18 protein-coding genes and 2 pseudogenes are annotated in these 17762 nt (G+C 70.3%); 9 read left to right on the forward strand and 11 right to left on the reverse strand.

Annotated features, from left to right (window positions below):
• Positions 1 to 15: 15 nt before the first annotated feature.
• The 4 genes from OIC96_RS19970 to OIC96_RS19985 all read right to left on the reverse strand — a co-directional run bounded on the left by OIC96_RS19970 (position 16) and on the right by OIC96_RS19985 (position 3655).
• Complete coding sequence (locus OIC96_RS19970) at positions 16 to 471, reverse strand: Lrp/AsnC family transcriptional regulator (RefSeq protein WP_327430769.1); 456 nt, start codon at positions 469 to 471, stop codon at positions 16 to 18.
• A 115-nt stretch (positions 472 to 586) separates the two neighbouring features.
• Complete coding sequence (locus OIC96_RS19975) at positions 587 to 1267, reverse strand: UbiX family flavin prenyltransferase (protein ID WP_330306541.1); 681 nt, start codon at positions 1265 to 1267, stop codon at positions 587 to 589.
• Between the two features lie 31 nt (positions 1268 to 1298).
• A complete protein-coding gene (gene mqnP, locus OIC96_RS19980) occupies positions 1299 to 2201 on the reverse strand; it encodes a menaquinone biosynthesis prenyltransferase MqnP (RefSeq protein WP_330306540.1) in 903 nt (300 codons plus the stop codon).
• A complete protein-coding gene (locus OIC96_RS19985) occupies positions 2198 to 3655 on the reverse strand; it encodes a menaquinone biosynthesis decarboxylase (RefSeq protein WP_330306539.1) in 1458 nt (485 codons plus the stop codon). The genes mqnP and OIC96_RS19985 overlap by 4 nt, the downstream gene beginning before the upstream one ends.
• 501 nt (positions 3656 to 4156) lie before the next feature.
• Here OIC96_RS19985 and OIC96_RS19990 point away from each other — a divergent pair.
• Together OIC96_RS19990 and OIC96_RS19995 are read left to right on the forward strand one after the other, a co-directional pair.
• Complete coding sequence (locus tag OIC96_RS19990; RefSeq protein ID WP_330306538.1) at positions 4157 to 4549, forward strand: PLD nuclease N-terminal domain-containing protein; 393 nt, start codon at positions 4157 to 4159, stop codon at positions 4547 to 4549.
• Positions 4549 to 5436 (forward strand): LysR family transcriptional regulator, encoded by an 888-nt coding sequence (locus OIC96_RS19995; protein ID WP_330306537.1) that lies wholly within the window; start codon positions 4549 to 4551, stop codon positions 5434 to 5436. The genes OIC96_RS19990 and OIC96_RS19995 overlap by 1 nt, the downstream gene beginning before the upstream one ends.
• Here OIC96_RS19995 and OIC96_RS20000 read toward each other — a convergent pair.
• On the reverse strand, positions 5336 to 6337 hold the full coding sequence (locus OIC96_RS20000) for a DMT family transporter (RefSeq protein ID WP_330306536.1): 1002 nt from the start codon (positions 6335 to 6337) through the stop codon (positions 5336 to 5338). The genes OIC96_RS19995 and OIC96_RS20000 overlap by 101 nt on opposite strands.
• Positions 6338 to 6524: 187 nt before the next feature.
• Between OIC96_RS20000 and OIC96_RS20005 the strand changes: the two genes are divergently transcribed.
• Entirely contained in the window at positions 6525 to 7922 is a 1398-nt protein-coding gene (locus OIC96_RS20005) for a purine-cytosine permease family protein (RefSeq protein ID WP_330306535.1), read from the forward strand.
• A 55-nt stretch (positions 7923 to 7977) separates the two neighbouring features.
• Here OIC96_RS20005 and OIC96_RS20010 read toward each other — a convergent pair whose 3' ends face one another.
• A complete protein-coding gene (locus OIC96_RS20010; RefSeq protein ID WP_330306534.1) occupies positions 7978 to 9786 on the reverse strand; it encodes a serine/threonine-protein kinase in 1809 nt (602 codons plus the stop codon).
• A 185-nt stretch (positions 9787 to 9971) separates the two neighbouring features.
• Between OIC96_RS20010 and OIC96_RS20015 the strand changes: the two are divergent.
• A pseudogene (locus OIC96_RS20015) lies at positions 9972 to 10199 on the forward strand (TetR/AcrR family transcriptional regulator); the annotation flags it as partial.
• On the opposite strand, the gene OIC96_RS20020 reads toward OIC96_RS20015, so the two are convergent.
• Both OIC96_RS20020 and OIC96_RS20025 read right to left on the reverse strand, forming a co-directional pair.
• On the reverse strand, positions 10180 to 10299 hold the full coding sequence (locus OIC96_RS20020) for a DUF397 domain-containing protein (RefSeq protein WP_330306533.1): 120 nt from the start codon (positions 10297 to 10299) through the stop codon (positions 10180 to 10182). The pseudogene OIC96_RS20015 and the gene OIC96_RS20020 sit on opposite strands and share 20 nt — an antisense overlap.
• Entirely contained in the window at positions 10256 to 11200 is a 945-nt protein-coding gene (locus OIC96_RS20025) for a helix-turn-helix domain-containing protein (protein WP_330306532.1), read from the reverse strand. Before OIC96_RS20025 ends, OIC96_RS20020 begins: the two co-directional genes overlap by 44 nt.
• Before the next feature lie 113 nt (positions 11201 to 11313).
• On the opposite strand from OIC96_RS20025, the gene OIC96_RS20030 reads away from it, so the two are divergent.
• Positions 11314 to 11946 (forward strand): DUF7848 domain-containing protein, encoded by a 633-nt coding sequence (locus tag OIC96_RS20030; protein WP_330306531.1) that lies wholly within the window; start codon positions 11314 to 11316, stop codon positions 11944 to 11946.
• A 19-nt stretch (positions 11947 to 11965) separates the two neighbouring features.
• Here OIC96_RS20030 and OIC96_RS20035 read toward each other — a convergent pair whose 3' ends face one another.
• Positions 11966 to 12292 (reverse strand): ArsR/SmtB family transcription factor, encoded by a 327-nt coding sequence (locus OIC96_RS20035; RefSeq protein WP_330306530.1) that lies wholly within the window; start codon positions 12290 to 12292, stop codon positions 11966 to 11968.
• A gap of 146 nt (positions 12293 to 12438) precedes the next feature.
• Here OIC96_RS20035 and OIC96_RS20040 point away from each other — a divergent pair, with 146 nt between their 5' ends.
• Complete coding sequence (locus OIC96_RS20040; RefSeq protein ID WP_330306529.1) at positions 12439 to 13413, forward strand: quinone oxidoreductase family protein; 975 nt, start codon at positions 12439 to 12441, stop codon at positions 13411 to 13413.
• A gap of 124 nt (positions 13414 to 13537) precedes the next feature.
• Positions 13538 to 14230, forward strand: a complete 693-nt coding sequence (locus OIC96_RS20045; protein WP_330306528.1) for a class I SAM-dependent DNA methyltransferase — start codon at positions 13538 to 13540, stop codon at positions 14228 to 14230.
• A gap of 57 nt (positions 14231 to 14287) precedes the next feature.
• Here the strand turns inward: OIC96_RS20045 and OIC96_RS20050 are convergent.
• Positions 14288 to 14863, reverse strand: a pseudogene (locus OIC96_RS20050) (SPFH domain-containing protein); the annotation flags it as partial.
• Between the two features lie 79 nt (positions 14864 to 14942).
• Positions 14943 to 16214, reverse strand: coding sequence for a PucR family transcriptional regulator (locus tag OIC96_RS20055; protein ID WP_330306527.1), 1272 nt, complete (start codon positions 16212 to 16214; stop codon positions 14943 to 14945).
• Between the two features lie 100 nt (positions 16215 to 16314).
• Here OIC96_RS20055 and OIC96_RS20060 point away from each other — a divergent pair, with 100 nt between their 5' ends.
• A complete protein-coding gene (locus tag OIC96_RS20060; RefSeq protein WP_330306526.1) occupies positions 16315 to 16785 on the forward strand; it encodes a nucleoside deaminase in 471 nt (156 codons plus the stop codon).
• Positions 16778 to 17761: an isopenicillin N synthase family dioxygenase gene (locus OIC96_RS20065; RefSeq protein ID WP_330306525.1), complete on the forward strand. Its 984-nt coding sequence runs from the start codon at positions 16778 to 16780 to the stop codon at positions 17759 to 17761. The genes OIC96_RS20060 and OIC96_RS20065 overlap by 8 nt, the downstream gene beginning before the upstream one ends.
• The last annotated feature ends 1 nt before the right edge of the window (position 17762 follow it).

Below are 17762 nucleotides of genomic sequence, written 5' to 3' on the forward strand. Positions count from 1 at the left end.
CGTACGCCTACCCCATTACTCCTCTTCGGGCAGCTCTCCGACCCGGTTCTCCCACTTCGTGGAGAGCACGATGGTCGTACGGGTCCGGGAGACGCCCTTCGTTCCCGACAGCCGCCGGATGGTCTTCTCCAGGCCGTCCACGTCGTTCGACCGCACCTTGAGCATGAACGAGTCGTCGCCCGCGATGAACCAGCAGTCCTCGATCTCGCTGAGGTCCCGCAGCCGCCGGGCCACGTCCTCGTGGTCGGCGGCGTCGGAGAGGGAGATGCCGATCAGGGCGGTGACGCCGAGGCCGAGCGAGGCCGAGTCGACCGTCGCGCGGTAGCCGGTGATGACGCCCGCCGCCTCCAGCCGGTTGATGCGGTCGGTGACGCTGGGTCCCGACAGACCGACGAGGCGCCCCAGCTCGGCGTAGGAGGCCCGGCCGTTCTCCCTCAGGGCCTGGATGAGCTGCCTGTCCACCGCGTCCATGCGATCGAAGCCTTCCACTGAAAAGGTCTGGAGAGTGTTCCTGAAAGTAAGTGCTGAGTGCTGAGCGGGTAGTGCGACGTGCTCAGGTGCCGTTCAAGTGCTGTGCAGGTGCTGCTCAGGTGGTGCCGGACCGGGACCCGCCGCCCAGTTCGCCCTCCCACCGCCGGTACAGGCCGTGCTCGACGCCCGCCGCGTCGAGCACCCGTCCGGCGACGAAGTCCACCAGGTCCTGGATGTGCGTGGCCCCCGCGTAGAACGCCGGCGAGGCGGGCAGCACGGTCGCGCCCGCGTCGTCCAGGGAGACCAGGTGCCGCAGCGTCTGCCCGTTCAGCGGAGTCTCGCGGACCGCGACGACGAGCCCCCGCCCCTCCTTGAGGGTGACGCTCGCCGCACGCTGCAACAGGTCCTTCGACAGCCCGAGGGCGACGCCGGCCACGCAGGCCGTGGAGGCGGGCACGATGAGCATGCCCTTCGTGGGGTACGAGCCCGAGGACGGCCCCGCCGCCAGGTCACCGGCACTCCAGTGACGTACGTCATCGATGTCCACGTCGAAGGTGCCGGGCTTGCCGTCGGCGCCGCGCGCCAGCCATTCCCGCAGGTCGTTCTGCCAGTGGGCGTCGCGGAAGGGCAGGCCGGTCTCGTCGAGCAGCGTGAGCCGCGAGGCCCTGCTGACGACCAGGTCGACGCTCTCCCCCGCCTCCAGAAGCGCACGCAGCACAGCGGCGGCGTACGGCGTACCGGAGGCGCCCGACACCCCCACGATCCAAGGCCGGCGCTGCGTCTGTCCTGGCTTCATGGTGTCGAGCCTATCCGGCCACCGCCGAGATTCAGACCGTGAGGCCGCGCACCAGCAGATCGAGCAGGGCGCACGCGAAGAGGGCGATGCCGATGAAGCCGTTGACGCTGAAGAACGCGCGGTTCAGGCGGGACAGGTCGTTCGGCTTGACGATGGAGTGCTCGTAGAGGAAGGCGCCCGCGACGATCACCAGGCCGAACCAGAAGAAGGCACCGGCCCCGGTGGCCAGGGCGTACCAGACGAGCAGGGCCGTGGTGACGGCGTGACAGACACGCGCACCCCAGATCGCAGCCGGGATCCCGAAGCGCGCGGGGACGGACATGACTCCGACCTCACGATCGGTCTCGACGTCCTGGCAGGCGTAGATGAGGTCGAAGCCACCGATCCAGATGCCCACCGCGAGTCCGAGGACGACGGCATCCCAGGACCACTCGCCGGAGATGGCGATCCAGGCGCCGACCGGGCCCATCGCCTGGGCGATACCCAGGATGGCCTGCGGGAAGTTCGTGAACCGCTTGCCGTACGGGTACACGACCATCGGGATCACGGCGATCGGCGCGAGGGCGAGACAGAGGGGGTTGAGCAGCGCCGCGGCCCCCAGAAAGAAGACGAGCGCCACCAACGCACCCGTCCACGCGTGCTTCACGCTCATCGCGCCGGTGACCAGCTCACGATGGGCCGTACGCGGGTTGCGGGCGTCGATCTCGCGGTCGATGATCCGGTTCGCGGCCATGGCGAAGGTCCGCAGGCCGACCATCGCGATCGTGACGAGCAGCAGCCGCCCCCAGTGGATGTTCTTGTCCCACTGGAACATCGCGGTGAGCGCGGCGGTGTACGCGAACGGCAGCGCGAACACCGAGTGCTCGATCATGACGAGGCGCAGGAACGCCTTGGTGCGGCCCGGCTGCGGGAGCGCCGCGGAAGCTGAACTCACAGGCCGTACTCCTTCCAACGGCGGTCGACCTTCGCCGCCGTCTCCGGGTCGGACAGCACCATCTCGGGCCAGCCGCCGTCCCGGGTGTAGCCCTCCTCGGGCCACTTCTTCGTCGCGTCGATGCCCGCCTTGCCGCCCCAGAACTGCTGGTAGGAGGCGTGGTCGAGGTGGTCGACCGGTCCTTCGACGACCGTGAGATCGCGGCCGTAGTCGGTGTTCCCCAGCGCCCGCCACGCGACCTCGTGCAGATCGTGGACGTCGCAGTCCGAGTCGACGATCACGATGAGCTTCGTCAGGGACATCATGTGCGCACCCCAAATGGCATGCATCACCTTTTGTGCGTGCTTGGGGTACTTCTTGTCGATCGCGACGATCGCACAGTTGTGGAAGCCGCCGGCCTCGGGCAGGTGGTAGTCCACGATGTCCGGCACGATGATCTTGAGAAGCGGAAGGAAGAACCGCTCGGTGGCCCGCCCGAGGGGCCCGTCCTCGGTCGGGGGCCGCCCGACCACAATCGACTGAATCAACGGCCGCCTGCGCATGGTGACGCAGTCGATGGTGAGCGCCGGGAACGGCTCCTGCGGCGTGTAGAACCCGGTGTGGTCGCCGAACGGCCCCTCGGGGAGCATCTCCCCGGGCTCCAGCCACCCTTCGAGTACGACCTCCGCGTTCGCGGGGACCTGAAGCGGAACGGTCTTGCAGTCCACCATCTCGATCCGCTTGCCCTGGATGAACCCGGCGAAGAGGTACTCGTCGATGTCGCCGGGGAGCGGGGCCGTGGAGGCGTACGTCACGGCGGGCGGGCACCCGAAGGCGATGGCGACGGGCAGCCGCTCCCCGCGCCTGGCCGCGACCTGGTAGTGGTTCCGGCTGTCCTTGTGGATCTGCCAGTGCATGCCGATGGTGCGCTTGTCGTGGCGCTGGAGGCGGTAGAGCCCGAGGTTGCGGATGCCGGACTCGGGGTCCTTGGTGTGGGTGAGCCCGAGGTTGAAGAAGGAGCCGCCGTCCTGGGGCCAGGTGAAGAGGGCGGGGAGGGCGTCGAGATCGACCTCGTCACCGTGCAGGACGACCTCCTGCACGGGCGCGTTGTCGGACTTCACCTTCTTCGGCGGTACGTGGGCCATGGCGCCGAGCTTGCCGAAGGCCTCGCGGACGCCGACGAACCCGTGCGGGAGCTCGGGCCTGAGCAGCCCGCCGATCTTGTCGCTGATCTCGCCGTACGACTTCAGGCCGAGGGCCTTCAGCAGCCGGCGATCGGTCCCGAACACGTTCATCGCGAGCGGCATGGTGGCCCCGCGCACGTTCTCGAAGAGCAGCGCGGGCCCACCGCTCTTCTGTACCCGGTCGACGATCTCCCCGACCTCCAGGTACGGGTCCACCTCTGCCTTGATGCGCTTGAGGTCGCCCTCGCGCTCCAGTGCCCTCAGCAGGGAGCGAAGATCGTCGTAAGCCATGCGTTCCAGTATCGCCGAGCCCCACCCGACGCCTACGCGCGCCCCACCGTCAGGGTGCGACCGGACGGTTCTTCGCCCCCGCCGCCCCTACCCGTCCCATCCCCCAGGGGCTCCGCCCCAGACCCCGTGGGTCGGTTCTTTGGCTGCGGGTGGGTGGGGGCCGGCCCAAAAGATTGCGCAGTTCCCCGCGCCCCTAAAAGACCCCGGGGCGGGCGGGGGATCGCGGGGCGAAGCCCCGCGCCTTCAGGGGCGCGGGGAACTGCGCGAGCAACCCCCACCGCCCCGCACCCGACGAACCACCCCTTTAAGGGGCGCGGGGAACTGCGCAATCTTTTAGCGGGGGTCTGGGGGCGCAGCCCCCAGGAACGGATGGGACGGGTAGGGGCGGCGGGGGCGAGGAAACCCGCCCCACCCCACCGGAAGGCACCCGCTACCCTGTGCGCGTCACCGGGGCCCCACACCGCCCCGAACAACCAACGCTCACTGGGGGATCGTTCGGCCATGCTCAGGTATCTGCCCTTTCTGCTGGTCCTGGCGCTGTGGATCTACGCGTTCATCGACTGCCTGAACACACCCGAGGAGCAGGTACGGGGCCTGCCGAAGGTGGTGTGGGTGATCATCATCCTGCTCTTCGGCGAGGTCCTGGTCGGCCCGATCGCCTGGCTGGTGGCGGGCAAGACCCGCCAGGCCCCGGCGAACGGCGCCACCCCCTCCGAGTGGCACCGCAACCAGCGCACGCAGTTCGTCGCCCCCGACGACAACCCCGAGTTCCTGAACTCCCTCAAGGCCGAGAACAAGAAGGACGAGGCACTCCTGAAGGACTGGGAGGCCGACCTCCGGCGCCGCGAGGACGAGCTGCGGCGGCGCGAGCGCGGCGAGGAGAACGAGAGCTGATGGAGCTGCGGCTGCTGGTCACCTTCGAGAAGGTCGCGACCGTGCTGAGCTTCACGCAGGCCGCGGCCGAGCTGAAGTACGCGCAGTCCAGTGTGACCAGTCAGGTCCGCGCCCTGGAGTCCTCGCTCGGCACGGAACTCTTCGACCGGCTCGGCAGCCGTATCCGGCTGACGGAGGCGGGCGAGCGGCTGCTCCCCTACGCCCGGCAGATCATCGAGCTGAGCGAGGAGGCGCGGGCGGCGGTCGCCGGCACGGAGGAACCGTCCGGCGCGCTCACCGTCGGCACGATGGAGTCGCTGACCTCCTACCGGCTGCTGCCCCTCCTTGAGCTGTTCCATCACCGCTATCCGGGTGTACGGCTCTCGCTGCGGACGACGATCGGCGACGAAACCCGGCAGGCACTGCGCCAGGGCACGTACGACGTGGGCTTCTTGATGGAGGAGGAGACCGAGCACGCGGGGCTGGAGGCAGAGGTGCTGGCGGTGGAGCCGCTGGCGCTGGTGGCCGCCCCCGGCCACCCACTGGCGGAACCGTCGGCCGTGCTCACCTCCGACCTCGTACGGGAGTCGCTGCTCGCCACCGAACCCGGCTGCGCCTACCGGGACTTGTTCGAGCGAGAGCTGAATCTGAACTCCCTCAGCCCCGTCTCCTTCACGGAGTTCGGCACGATCGAGGCGACCAAACGCGCCGCGGCGGCCGGCCTCGGGGTCGCACTGCTGCCCGAGGTAACGGTCGCCGCGGAGTTGGCGGAGGGGACGCTGGTACGGCTGCCGTGGAAGCCGCCGTTCACGCTTCGGACGCAACTGGCGTGGCGGGCCGGGAAGCGGCTTCCGGCGCATGTGCGGCTGTTCGCGGAGCAGGCGCGGAAGCTGGTGTCAGAGGAGTAGCGGCGGTCTTCGCGGTCTTCGCGGTCTTCGCGGTCTTCGCGGTCTTCGCCAGTGTGACCTTCAGGCTGGCCGTCACGATCAGCGGGACGCCGAGGGCCTGCACGAGCCCGATGTGGTGGCCGTACACCGCCCAGTCCATGACCATCGCGACCGCCGGGTAGGTGAAGGCGAGTACGGCGATCTTGGCGGTCGGAAGCTTGGCGTACGCCGAGTACATGAGGACGTACATCAGACCGGTGTGGATGAGCCCGAGGCCGGCGAGCCAGCCCCAGTCGGCGCCCGTCCCGGCCATCGCGCCGAAGTCGGCGAAGGGGAGCAACAGGGGGATGCCCACGAGGACTTGGACGAGGGCGATGAGGTGCGGGCGGACGCCGGTGATGCGCTTGGTGACCAGGGTGGACAGTCCGTAGAGGAGCGCGGCGAGGAGAGCCTGGCCGACGCCTACGACGTACGATCCGCCGCTCGTGAAGTCGCCGGGTGTGACGCCCGAGACGAGGATCAGCCCCGCGAAGGCCGCGGCCACCCAGCCGACCTTCGCCGCGGTGAGCCGCTCGCGGAAGAACAGCGCGCCCAGCAGGACCACGTAGAACGGCTGCGTGTGGTAGACGACCGTCGCGACGGAGATCGACGTGTTCTCGTACGCCTGGAAGAGGAAGACCCAGTTGAAGACGATGAACACGCCGCCGAGGACGGCCAGGCCCAGGGTGCGGGGGGTGAAGCCGTGGCCGCGCAGCCAGCCGCGGGCGACGACGTAGGAGCCCAGCGCCAGGGCGCCGAACAGGACACGGAAGAAAACGACGTTGAAGGGCGAGGCGCCCGACTCGACGACGAAGACGCCGAGGGTGCCGGAGAGCACCATCGCGGTCGTCAGCTGGGCCGTGCCCTTGTTCTCTGAGGTCATGCCGACGAAGCTACGAGCGGGCCGTGCGGCCGGTCCACGCGCCAGTGGGGCGTCCTGCCGATGGGCTCATCGGCGCCGCCGATACCCCCAGGTCGGCCGATGCGTGCAGGTTGTACGCCGACGAGCCTCCCGAAGCGGACAATGCGCCCCTGGGCCGGACCCCGCCCGGGCCGGACACTTACCTCGCATGACGACAGCTCCCGCCAGCTCACCCACCACGATCGCCCCCGAGTACGGCGACCGGGTCATCGCCGTCGAGACGGCGGGCTCGGAACCCATCCCCGACGCCGAACGGCACGGCAGCCCCTTGCAGCTGCTGTGGACGTGGGCGTCGCCGAACATCGAGTTCGCGACCGTCTACATCGGCGTGATCTCGGTCCTCTTCTTCGGCCTCAACTTCTGGCAGGCCGCCGCCGCCATCCTCCTCGGCACCGCGATCGGCGCCCTCACCCAGGGCGTGCTGTCCCTGGACGGGCCGCGGTTCGGTGTGCCGCAGATGGTGATCGGCCGGTTCTCCTTCGGCCACAAGGGCAACCTCCTGCCGTCCGGCGTGAACGCGGTGGTGGCGGGCGTCGGCTGGTTCGCGGTGAACAGCCTGAGCGCGGCCTTCGCGCTGAACACGCTGACCGACCTGCGGCCGCTGCCCTCCCTGCTGCTCGTGGTGGTGGCGGAGATCCTGATCGGCTTCATCGGCCACAACTTCGTGCACGTCTTCGAGAAGTACGCGTTCCCGGCGCTCGCGGTGGTCTTCCTGCTGGCCGGCGTGTGGACGTTCAAGGACGCGCACCTCGGCACAGGCGGCGGGGGCGGCGGCCTCGGCGGCTTCCTGCTGGCGTTCAGCACGGCGTGGGGCTACGCGGCCGGCTGGAACCCGTACGCCACGGACTACTCGCGCTATCTTCCCCGTACGGCGAGCAAGTTCAAGACGGTCCTCTACCCGGCGGTCGGACTGTTCGTGTCGGTCGCGATCGTGGCGATCATCGGCGCGGCCTCGGCAACGATCGTGGCCCCCAAGGACGCCACCCCGACGGCGGCCTTCACCGGCCATCTGCCCGGCTGGCTCGGCAACCTGGTGCTGCTCGCCATCATCCTCGGCGCGGTCTCCGCGAACGCCCTGAACATCTACTCCTCAGCGATCTCCATCACCTCGCTCGGCCTGAAGCTCCCCGCCTGGCTGGGCCGCAGCGTGCTGGTCGTGCTGTCCGGGGTCGTCGGCACGGCGGCGGCGTGGGCGTCCCTGTCGGACGCGGGATCGGCGTACGAGGCGTTCCTGCTGATCATCGCGTACTGGGTGGGCCCGTGGCTGGGCGTCGTCCTGACCGAGCGGTGGCTTCAGTCCCGCACGGCCACGGACGAGGAACTGTCCCGCCGCCTCGGCGACGCCTCCTACACCAACTGGCCCGGTCTGGCGGCCCTGTTGATCGGGGTCGCGGTGTCGGTGCCGCTCTTCTCCAACCAGGAGAAGTACGTCGGGTGGGTGCCGGAGCACTGGGCGTCGTTCGGTGACATCACCTGCCTGGTCGGGTTCGCGGTGAGCGCGGGGCTGTACGCGGTGCTGCGCGGACGTTTCGCCGCCAAGGCCTGAGAGAACACCGGCGGTCGCTCCCCCGCCGGCCAGGGCAACTGGCCGGCGGGGGAAGTCATGTCCTCGTCCAGCGCTGCGATGCGGTTCCGGACACGCAGGTCGAGGTGACCGGCCAGCCTGCGGACTCGTCGAGGCACCGGCTGTTGTAGATGTTCTGCAGGGTGCCGCCGGAGCCCGTGCGCCAGGACAGCTGGGTGCTCTGGTCGCAGTCGGCCGTCACGATGTTGTAGGCGCTCACACTCAGACACTTGCCGGTGTGCTCGTTGACCACGTGGAATGCGCCGCCCGACACGCTTTTGTAAGCCCATGAGGCCGCCGGGCTGTCCGAACAAGCTCCGAGGACCGCGCCGCTGTAGTCGCTCATCACCAGGCACTGGCCGTCGGCGGCGTTCGTGAGCTGGTAGTAGCCGCTGGCGGGGGCTTTCGCCGAGGTGCCGCCGGAACTGCTTGAGCTGCTACTGCTTCCGCCCGAGCCGTCGCTGTCCGAGGTGTCGGACCCGCCGGAGCCGTCCTGTGCGCCCGTGCCCGTGCCCGTGCTCGTGCCCCCGGCGTCCGCCTGCGTCCCGCCTGTCCCCTTGCTCTTGTCCTTGTCCTTGCCCTTGCCCTTGCTCTGATCCGCCGACGGGGACGGCGACTTCGTCGTGCCCGAGGAGGACGACGTGGGATCGAGCGACGCCGACACCGAGGCGGAGGGCGTGGTCCGTGCCTCGTCGTCCGGCGAGGACGTGTACGGCAGCAGCTGGATGGCGAGGGTCGTGCCGGTCGCCACGACCACGACGGGAACGACGGCGAACAGAACGCGGGTCCGGCGGCGTTCGCGTCGTTTCGGGTCCGGGGCGGCCTCCGGGGTCGGCTCCGGCTCCGGAGGCTTCGGCTTGTCCGATTCCGCCTTCGGCCCGGGGGAGGGCAGGGTCGGCACGGGACGGGCGGGCAGTTTGTCGGCATCCGGCACCGTCGCGGCGAAGGCGGCCCGCTCGGACAGCGGCTCGGCGATGGTCTCCGGCCACGGTGGATCGGCGAACGGACCATGTCTTGCGGCGAGTTCGGCGAGCTCGGCGGCGGTGGGACGGCCCTCGGGATCCTTGTCGAGGCAGGCCGCGACGGCCTCGGCGAGTTCGGGATCCAGCGCGCGCAGCGGAGCCAGGTCGGGCTCCTCGTGGACGATGCGGTACAGCACGGCGTGCCCGGAGTCGTCGCCGAAGGGCGGCCGGCCGCACGCCGCGTACGCGGCCATCGACCCCAGCGCGAACACATCGACGGCACCGGTCAACTGCCGTGTCCCCGAGGCTTGTTCGGGCGACATGTAGGCGGGGGTGCCCACGACGATGCCGGTCCTCGTCAGCTGGCTCTGTTCGGCGGCACGGGCGACACCGAAGTCGATGAGGGTGAGCCCGTCGAGGGTCAGCATGACGTTGGACGGCTTGAGGTCCCGGTGCACCATGTCCAGCGCGTGCACCGCGGCCAGCCCCGAGGCCGCCTCCCGCAGCAGCAGCCACAGGGCGTCGGCGGGCAGCGGATGCCCGTGCAGTTCGACGGCCTCCCTCAGGGTGAGCCCGGGAACGTACGCGGTCGCGAACCACGGCGGCCGTGCGTCGCGGTCACTGGCGAGCAGCGGCGCGGTGGCCTCCTCGGGCAGCCGGGCGAGGTTGTCCAGCTCATGTCCGAAGCGCCGCAGGAAGTCCTTGTCCTCGGCGACGACGGAGGGCAGCACCTGCTTGACGGCGGCGTACCGCCCCTCGTGCACACCGAGGTACACCCGACCCATGCCGCCGGACCCGAGTCGGCCCACCAGCGGGATCTCCCCGATCCACCGCGGATCCTCCGCCTCCAGCGGCTCGGCTCCGCTGCCGTTCAGATCTGTCACGCCTGCCCCGTTTTCCCCGTTCACGGTGATTCCTCTTTCGGTGCGCGTACGCGTTTCAGCGCGCCTACGAGCCAAGGCCGATCAAGCAGTAAACGTACTGATTGATCGGCGTCCCGTTGAGGGTATCGGTGTAGGAAAACGCGTACTGCGTACGGGAGTTGCTGTCGCAGCGACTCATGTCCGACGTCAGCGGGATCGTACGCACGTACTTCGCGTTCATCGAGGAACACCGGGACGCGGCCCTGCTCCTGCACTCCGCGCTTCCCCTGCCGTTGATCGAGTCCCTGGTGCTGGGCCCCGTCATCGGCGTCGCACGGCGGTGGCTGTCCGGGATCGGGGACGTGGATCTGGAGGAAGCGGTACGGGTGCTGCCGGACAGGATCTGGCGGTCGGTCAGCGCAGAGCCGACGTGAACGCCGACCAGGCGGAGCGGGTGATGACGAGGACCGGGCCGTGGGGGTTCTTGCTGTCACGGACGGGGACGACGGCGGGGAAACCGGGGGCGATTTCCACGCAGTTGCCGCCGTTGTTGTCGCTGTAGCTGCTCTTGATCCAGGTCGCCGCGCCGAGTTCGTGACTGTCCATCGTGCTCGTACCCCTCCATCACGTCGCTGATCAGAGCGGCGGATTCGCGAGCTGACGGAGCGTCCGCCCTGAGCACATCATAGGTCTGGCTGTAGCGCGCGAAGGCGGCCGGATCGTCGTTGAAATGCCCACGGTCCAGCGACTCCGAGTACATCCATTCGTGCCCGCCGGGCAGCCTGATCAACGACATCGAGCCCCGGGGGCGAACGAGCCCGTAGAGTCCCGCCGGGGCCACCTGGATACGGATGTTGAGGCGCTGTCCGACGTTCAGCAGATGGGCGCACTGGTCACGCATGACTTCCGGGCTGCCCACCGCGTTGTGCAGACAGCTCTCGTCGAGGACCGCGACGTACAGCGGGCCGTCGTCGGCGAGGAAGCGCGGCTGGCGGCTCAGCCGGGCTCGGACGCGCTCCTCGACCTCATCACCGCTCGCGACCTGAGAGAAGAGCGCGTGGGCATAACCCGGTGTCTGCAACAGGCCCGGGATGACCCGCTCTTGATACTCCCGCAGGGCCACCGCCCTGGCGTCCATATCGGCCCTGCGCTCGAACCAGTCCGGATGCTGCACCACCGGATACCAGTCGATCCGGCACCACAGCCGCACCAACACCCCACCCGTACCGAGCAGTTCGTCGCACGCCTTGGCAAAGGTGTCCTGCGGAACCCTCGCACCCGCCTCCACCCGGGCCACATGGGAGCGGTCGCACGGGATCCGGCGCGCCAGGCCCTCCTGCGTCAGACCCTCCGCCTCGCGGTAGTGCTTCAGCAGCTCCCCGAAAACGGCAGCGGTCGTAGCGGCCGCTCCTCCGTCGGCGTTACGTCGGCTCACCGCACCCCCTTCGTGACAGTGCACCACTGTCACGCGTCGGCCGTTGATACCGACCGTTCCCCTGAGCCACGCTCGATACACCCAGAGTGATCAGGCATGTACGGAGTGAGAACATGGTGGAACAAGTCGAGCCGGGGACTCTCGTCCACGACCCCCAGGCGCGCAAGGTGGGCGAGTACCGAGGCAAGGCGGGCCCCTACGCGATGCTGCGCCCGCTCGGCGGCGGCCGGGAGTGGCAGGCGGACCCGGCACTGATCCGCGCGGCGACACCGGAGGAACGGCTCAGCGCCGAAGTGAAGGCGGTCAACCACCGTTCAGGGAACGCCACCGCGACAGAACATCAGGGTGACGAGGTGAGCCGCCCGCCCGTACCCGTCCCCGATTGCGCGGCATGCGGGGACCTCGCCGTACGACGCGACGACGCCCGCTCCCGCTGCGACGGCACCGACGAGACCGACGCGAACGTACTGCTGCGCCGACACCTGAGGGCGGCCCACGGAGGCACCCCGGCCCGCCGCCGGATCTTCCGCTACGTGCCGTTCACGATCGTGCAGGACGCGACGGCGGAGCCGGAGTACGAGGCGCGGTGCGTCTCGGGGGACGAGGCCGACTGCGGTGCCGGGTCCGGTCCGCGCAGCGATCCGGCGGACGTCGAGGAGTGGCAGCGCAGGCACACACAGGAGACCCGGCACACGCGTTACCGCCGCAACTTCGCGGACTACGCGGTGATGGAGCCCCCACGCTGACCGTTCCCGGTGCTCACCGTCAGTCCTCGCGGAGCACGAGCGCGAGCAACCCCGGGAAGCGGACGTCGAACTCCTCGCGGCGGAGCCGGTTGACGCGCTTGGGCCCTTCGTCCCGCTGCTCCACGAGACCCGCCCCGCGCAGCACCGAGAAGTGGTGGCTGAGGGCCGCCTTGCCGACCGGCACCTCGAAGCTGCCGCAGCTGCGCGTCCACACGGGGGATCCCGCCAGCTCCCGTACGAGCGTGATGCGTACGGGATCGGCGAGGGCGGCGAGCGCGGTCAGCACGGGGACGTCGTCGGGGTGGGTGTGCTCGGGCGCCGCCCGATGACTGGTGCGCTCCACCATGCCCGCCTCCCTGGGTCCCTTACATCCACTACATCCGCCGCGTCCGCCGCGTCCGCCGCGTCCGCTTGCCGAGTGTTCGATGAAAACCATACACTCCCGAGTGTTCGCTTTCCGTTGAACAGTCGAGCACTCGGTAGGGGTGTGCCATGCGCGCGGTGGAGTTCCTGGAGTACGGCGGTCCCGAGGTCCTCAAGGTCGTGGAGGCGGAGGTCCCCGAGCCCGGCCCGGGGCAGGTGAGCATCGACGTGGCCTACGTCGGCGTGAACTTCGCGGACCTGAAGGCGCGCTCGGAGGGCTATCGCGTACCAAGTCTCCCGTTCCGTCCGGGACTTGAGGTCTCGGGCCGGATCCGGGCCGTCGGAGCGGGCGTCGAAGGGCTGGCGGTCGGCCAGGAGGTCACCGCCCTGACGGAGGGCGGCGCGTACGCCGAGGTGACGGTGGCCGACGCGGTGACCGTCTTCCCGCTGCCGGAGGGCGTGGACCTGCGCACGGGCGCGACCCTGCCGACGGTGCTTCCGACGGCGTACGCCCTCGTCCACACGGTGGGCCGGCTGCAACCCGGCGAGACGGTGCTCGTGCAGGGCGCGGCGGGCGGAATCGGCACGGTGGCCGGGCAGCTGGCGAAGGCGGCGGGGGCCGGCGCGGTGTACGGCGTCGTGTCGGCCGAGCCGAAGGCCAAGTACGCCCTCGACCACGGCTACGACGAGGTCTTCGTCGGCTCCTTCACGGAGGAAGTACGAGCCGCGACGAACGGCCGGGGCATCGAGCTGGCCCTGGACCCGGTCGGCGGCGAGACATTCCGCGGCAGCCTCGCCTCCCTCGCCCCCTTCGGCCGCCTGGTCTCCTTCGGCAACGCCAGCTCGGCCGAGCCGTGGAAGGTGGGACAGCCCGAGCTCTATCCGACGGGACTGTCGGTCGCCGGGTTCTCCATCCTCGGGCTGGCCCAGACGGCACCGGGCGAGCTGCGCGCGATCGCCGAGAAGGCGTTCCGGACCGTGGTCGAGGGGGTCGTCTCCCTGCCGGTGACCGCGGAGTTCGGGCTTGCGGAGGCGAGCGAGGCCCACCGCCTGATGGGGACCCGCAGCAGCACGGGCAAGCTGCTGCTGCGGGTGGGCGGCTGAGGGCCCGCGTACGGGCACTGCCCACTCGGTTCCCACCCACCCGCACCTTCACTCGGGCAACCACTCGAACGAGCAACTCCGGTGACACGGCCGATTGTCGGACCCCCGCGCTAGGTTCACGGCCATGACCTCTCACCCGACCTCTCACCTCCACGCCATCCGGGCCTCGTACGACACCGTCGCCGTCGACTACGCCGCGCTCCTCAAGGACGAGTTGGAGAACAAGCCGTTCGACCGGGCCATGCTGGCCGCCTTCGCGGACAAGGTGCGGGCCGGTGGGGGCGGAGAGGTCGCGGACCTGGGGTGCGGGCCGGGGCGGGTGACCGTGCATCTGGAGGGGCTCGGGCTGGATGCGTACGGGATCGATCTGTCGCCCGAGATGGTGGCGGTGGCCCGGCACACTCACGCGCAACTGCGGTTCGAGGTCGGCTCGATGACCGGCCTCGACATCACGGACGGCTCGCTCGCCGGGGCCCTCGCCTGGTACTCCACGGTGCACACGCCGCTGAACGAACTTCCGCTGTTCTTCCGCGAGTTCAACCGCGTACTGACGCCGGGCGGCCACCTGCTCATCGCCTTCAAGGTGGGCGACGAGCGGGTCCGCCTGGAGCACGCCTACGGCCATGACGTGGACCTCCACGTCTACCGGTTCCCGCCCGAGCGCATCGCCGAACTGCTGCGCGCCGCCGGGCTCGTCGAGGTCGCCCGGCTCGTACGTGAGGCCGACGCGCGGGAGAACACGCCGCAGGCGTTCATCCTCGCCCGGAAGCCGGAGGCGGATGCAGAGGCGGAGACGGAGGCGGAGGCGGCACCGTGAGCGCGGAGCCACAAGCCGCCCTGCCCAGTACTGCCCTTACCGCTCGCCGGCTTCGTCTTCGGCCCCCAGGCGGACGACGCGTCCGTCGCTCCTGGCGTGCGCCCCCCGCTCCATCGCCTCACGGGCGGCGGCGGGCAGGTCGATCTCGTTGACCACGATGCGGTTGACCCGGATGCCCCACTTGCCGGTGGCTTCGTCAAGGATGCCGCGCAGGGCCGCGCTGATCTCCTCGCGGGAGCTCAGGATGCGTTCCAGGTCCAGGTAGCCGCAGATGTCGCGCAAGGAGGTCACCGTGAGCTGCTCGATGGCCCGCAGGTAGCTGGTGACTTCGTAGGTGGCGGCCCGGGCGTCAGTCACCTGGAAGTAGATGACGGTGTCGACCTTGACGACCAGGGCGTCCGCGGTGAGGACTTCCTGCGGAGGGAACGGCACGACCTGCTCGCGGATGTCGATCCGATTCCGCATGACGTCGGCGAACGGCACCACGATGTTGAGGCCGGCGTTGAGCGTCCGCGTGTAGCGACCGAAGCGCTCGACAACGACGGCGTTGGCCTGTGGAAGGCGCCGGATGAACGTCCCCAGGAAAAGGGGGACCGCTCCCCCGGCGATCAGGAACGCATAGCGCGGTTTCATCGCGACTCCCCCCGCCTCCCGGGCCACCGTGTCGTGCCCCTCGGATGCCGCTGTCCGGAGTGTCCCAGACCTCCCGGTCTCAGGCCACCGTGCGAAGCCGCCGTACCGAAGCCTCTCCCATCCCCCGCACCACCCGATGCGCACAAGCCGCCGCGAGCAACTCCCCCAGCAGGTCGGGGTCGTCGATCTCCAGGCCCAGCAGGGTCTCGATGCGTTCGAGGCGCTGGTAGAGGGACTGGCGGCCGATGTGCAGGAGCGCGGCCGTGCGGGTGGGTGAGCAGCCGTGGCGGAGGTGGACCTCCAGGGTGCGGACGAGGTCGCTGGGGTGGGCCGCCTCCCAGGCCAGCAGGGGGCCCAGGGTGTGCTGGACGAGACGGGCGAGGCGGTCGCGGTTGGCGTCCACGCCACCGCGGGTGAGCTCGCGTTCAAGGGTGAACGCACGCGAGGAGGTCACGACCGGGCCCCCGGACACACCGGGTTCGGCCGACGGCACGGTGAGGGCCAGCTCCAGCGTCGTACGCGCCGCCCGCAGCGTCTCGCTCCAGCGCAGCCAGCCGCCGCCCGCGACGACCGCGTGCCCGACCGCCACGGTCACTCCGGCCTCGGCGACCGCCCGGAAGGCCTCCTGCACAGCCCGTACGACATCCCGCGCACCCGCCCCGGCGTCCCCGGACATCGCCACCAGCGCCAGTACGTCCCCCGGGAACGCCGCCCGCAGCACCGCGACCCCGCCCAGGGACCGCGCGGCACGGTCGACCACTCCCAGATCCGCCCGCGCCCCGTGCGCCGACACCCCGACCAGCCGCGCCGCCGACCCCGGATGGAACCCGGCGAGCGCCGCCCGCGCCTCCACCTCGGGCTGGTTGAGCGGCTGCCCGTCGGCGAGGTCGGCCAGCAGGGCGGCGGTGTGGTCGCCGCCCCAGAGGCGCCCGGCCGAACGCCCCGACAGGCCGCGCGCCACGATCGCCCGGTTCGCCGCCTCGGTGATGCGGACGAAGGGGACCACACGGTGCAGGGCCAGCAGGGGCAGCCCCAGCCGCCGGGCCTCGTCGATCACTTCCTCGGGCATCCGCACCAGCGAGCGCCCGACCTCCACGGCCAGCCCCGCCGCACCGCGCGCGGCCAGCTCGCGGACGTACTGTCGCCGCGTCCCCTCATCGGCGTCGGTGAGCCCGAAGCCGTTGGTGAGGAGCAGTTCGCCGCCGTCGAGGAAGTTCGCGCCCTCGTACACCTCGCTGGAGTGCACCCACCGGACGGGCCGGTCCAGGGCGCCCTCGCCCGCGAGGAGTTCGGGCTCGGTGCCGCGGACGGGGTCGAGGGCCAGGATGTCTCGGAGGGTGAGTGCGGGCACGGGAACCTCCAAGGGCGCTGACAGTCCGTCCGGGTGCGGGTTGCCCGGAGAGTACTTTCCGCACGTTGCCCTCGTGTTTCGGCCACAGCAGAGTGGAGTCATGGAGCGCATCGATCAACCAGTCGATCAGGCACAGGCACGCGCATGGCTCGCCACCGCCGTCGCGGAGGCCCGCGCCGGGCTCGCCGAGGGCGGCATCCCCATCGGGGCCGCGCTGTACGGCGCGGACGGCACCCTCCTCGGCAGCGGCCACAACCGCCGCGTCCAGGACGACGACCCCTCGATGCACGCGGAGACGGCGGCCTTCCGCAACGCCGGACGGCAACGGACGTATCGCGGTACGACGATGGTGACGACCCTCTCGCCGTGCTGGTACTGCAGCGGTCTGGTCCGCCAGTTCGGGATCTCCCGGGTGGTGATCGGCGAGGCCGAGACCTTCCACGGCGGCCACGACTGGCTGGCGGAGCACGGCGTGGACATCGTGGTGCTGGACGACCCCGAGTGCACCTCCCTGATGCGCGACTTCATCAAGAACAACCCGGCACTGTGGAACGAGGACATCGGTGAGTGACGCCCGTACCCCCCGCGCCCCGCGCATCCCGACCATCGACCTGGGCCCCTGGCTCTCGGGGGACCCGGAGTCCCGCGCGGACACCGCCCGCACGGTCGACGAAGCCCTCCAGACCGCCGGCTTCCTCCTGGTGACCGGACACGGCGTGGACCCCACCCTCCGCACCCGCATCCGCGAGGCCGCCCGCGCCTTCTTCACCCTCCCCACCGGGACGAAGCAGCCGTACGCCGCCCAGGTCGGCGGCCGTGGCTGGCTCGGCCCGGGCGCCGAGGCGAACGGGTACTCGGAGGGTACGGAGACCCCGCCGGACCTCAAGGAGTCGCTGACCTTCGCGACGCACGAGCCGTTCGAGGACCCGGAGACCAACGCGGAGTGGTACGCGCCGAACGTGTGGCCCGCGGAGACCCCGGAACTCCAGAAGCTGTGCGAGGAGTACCTGACGCGCATGGGCGAACTGGAGAACCACCTCCTCGCCCTCCTCGGCGAGGCCCTCGGCCTGGACCCCGACTTCTTCACCAAGCACATGGACCACCCGACGTACGGCTTCAACATCAACTGGTACCCGGGCACGGAGGTCATCGGGAACCCCCAGCCCGGCCAGTTCCGCATCGGCCCGCACACCGACTTCGGCACCGTCACGATCCTCGACCGCCAGGCCGGCAAGGGCGGCCTCCAGGTCTACACGGACGAGGGTGGCTGGGAGGACGCGCCCTTCGACCCGGACGCCTTCACCATCAACATCGGTGACCTGATGGCCCGTTGGACGGGAGACAGGTGGCGCTCCGGCCGCCACCGCGTCCTGCCGCCGCCCGCCGACGCGCCCGCCGAGGAGCTGATGTCGCTGGTCTACTTCGGCGAGTGCACACCGGGGACGGTCGTGGAGTCCGTGCCCGCGCCGGTGGGCCGGGTCGAGTACGGCCCCGTCGACTCCCACGTCTATCTGCGCGAGAAGCTGGACTCGATCACGGTCGGCTGAA

Origin of the sequence: Streptomyces sp. NBC_00775, from assembly GCF_036347135.1 — a bacterium.
Lineage (GTDB): Bacteria > Actinomycetota > Actinomycetes > Streptomycetales > Streptomycetaceae > Streptomyces > Streptomyces lutosisoli.

Bases quoted from the DNA above. Each gene is read 5' to 3' on its own strand.
- OIC96_RS20030 (WP_330306531.1), top strand. From the start codon at position 11,314: ATGGTGGAACAAGTCGAGCCGGGGACTCTCGTCCACGACCCCCAGGCG.
- OIC96_RS19975 (WP_330306541.1), bottom strand. From the start codon at position 1,267: ATGAAGCCAGGACAGACGCAGCGCCGGCCTTGGATCGTGGGGGTGTCG.
- OIC96_RS19990 (WP_330306538.1), top strand. From the start codon at position 4,157: ATGCTCAGGTATCTGCCCTTTCTGCTGGTCCTGGCGCTGTGGATCTAC.
- OIC96_RS20000 (WP_330306536.1), bottom strand. From the start codon at position 6,337: ATGACCTCAGAGAACAAGGGCACGGCCCAGCTGACGACCGCGATGGTG.
- OIC96_RS20005 (WP_330306535.1), top strand. From the start codon at position 6,525: ATGACGACAGCTCCCGCCAGCTCACCCACCACGATCGCCCCCGAGTAC.
- OIC96_RS20040 (WP_330306529.1), top strand. From the start codon at position 12,439: ATGCGCGCGGTGGAGTTCCTGGAGTACGGCGGTCCCGAGGTCCTCAAG.
- OIC96_RS20045 (WP_330306528.1), top strand. From the start codon at position 13,538: ATGACCTCTCACCCGACCTCTCACCTCCACGCCATCCGGGCCTCGTAC.
- OIC96_RS19985 (WP_330306539.1), bottom strand. From the start codon at position 3,655: ATGGCTTACGACGATCTTCGCTCCCTGCTGAGGGCACTGGAGCGCGAG.
- OIC96_RS20060 (WP_330306526.1), top strand. From the start codon at position 16,315: ATGGAGCGCATCGATCAACCAGTCGATCAGGCACAGGCACGCGCATGG.
- OIC96_RS19995 (WP_330306537.1), top strand. From the start codon at position 4,549: ATGGAGCTGCGGCTGCTGGTCACCTTCGAGAAGGTCGCGACCGTGCTG.
- OIC96_RS20035 (WP_330306530.1), bottom strand. From the start codon at position 12,292: ATGGTGGAGCGCACCAGTCATCGGGCGGCGCCCGAGCACACCCACCCC.
- OIC96_RS19970 (WP_327430769.1), bottom strand. From the start codon at position 471: ATGGACGCGGTGGACAGGCAGCTCATCCAGGCCCTGAGGGAGAACGGC.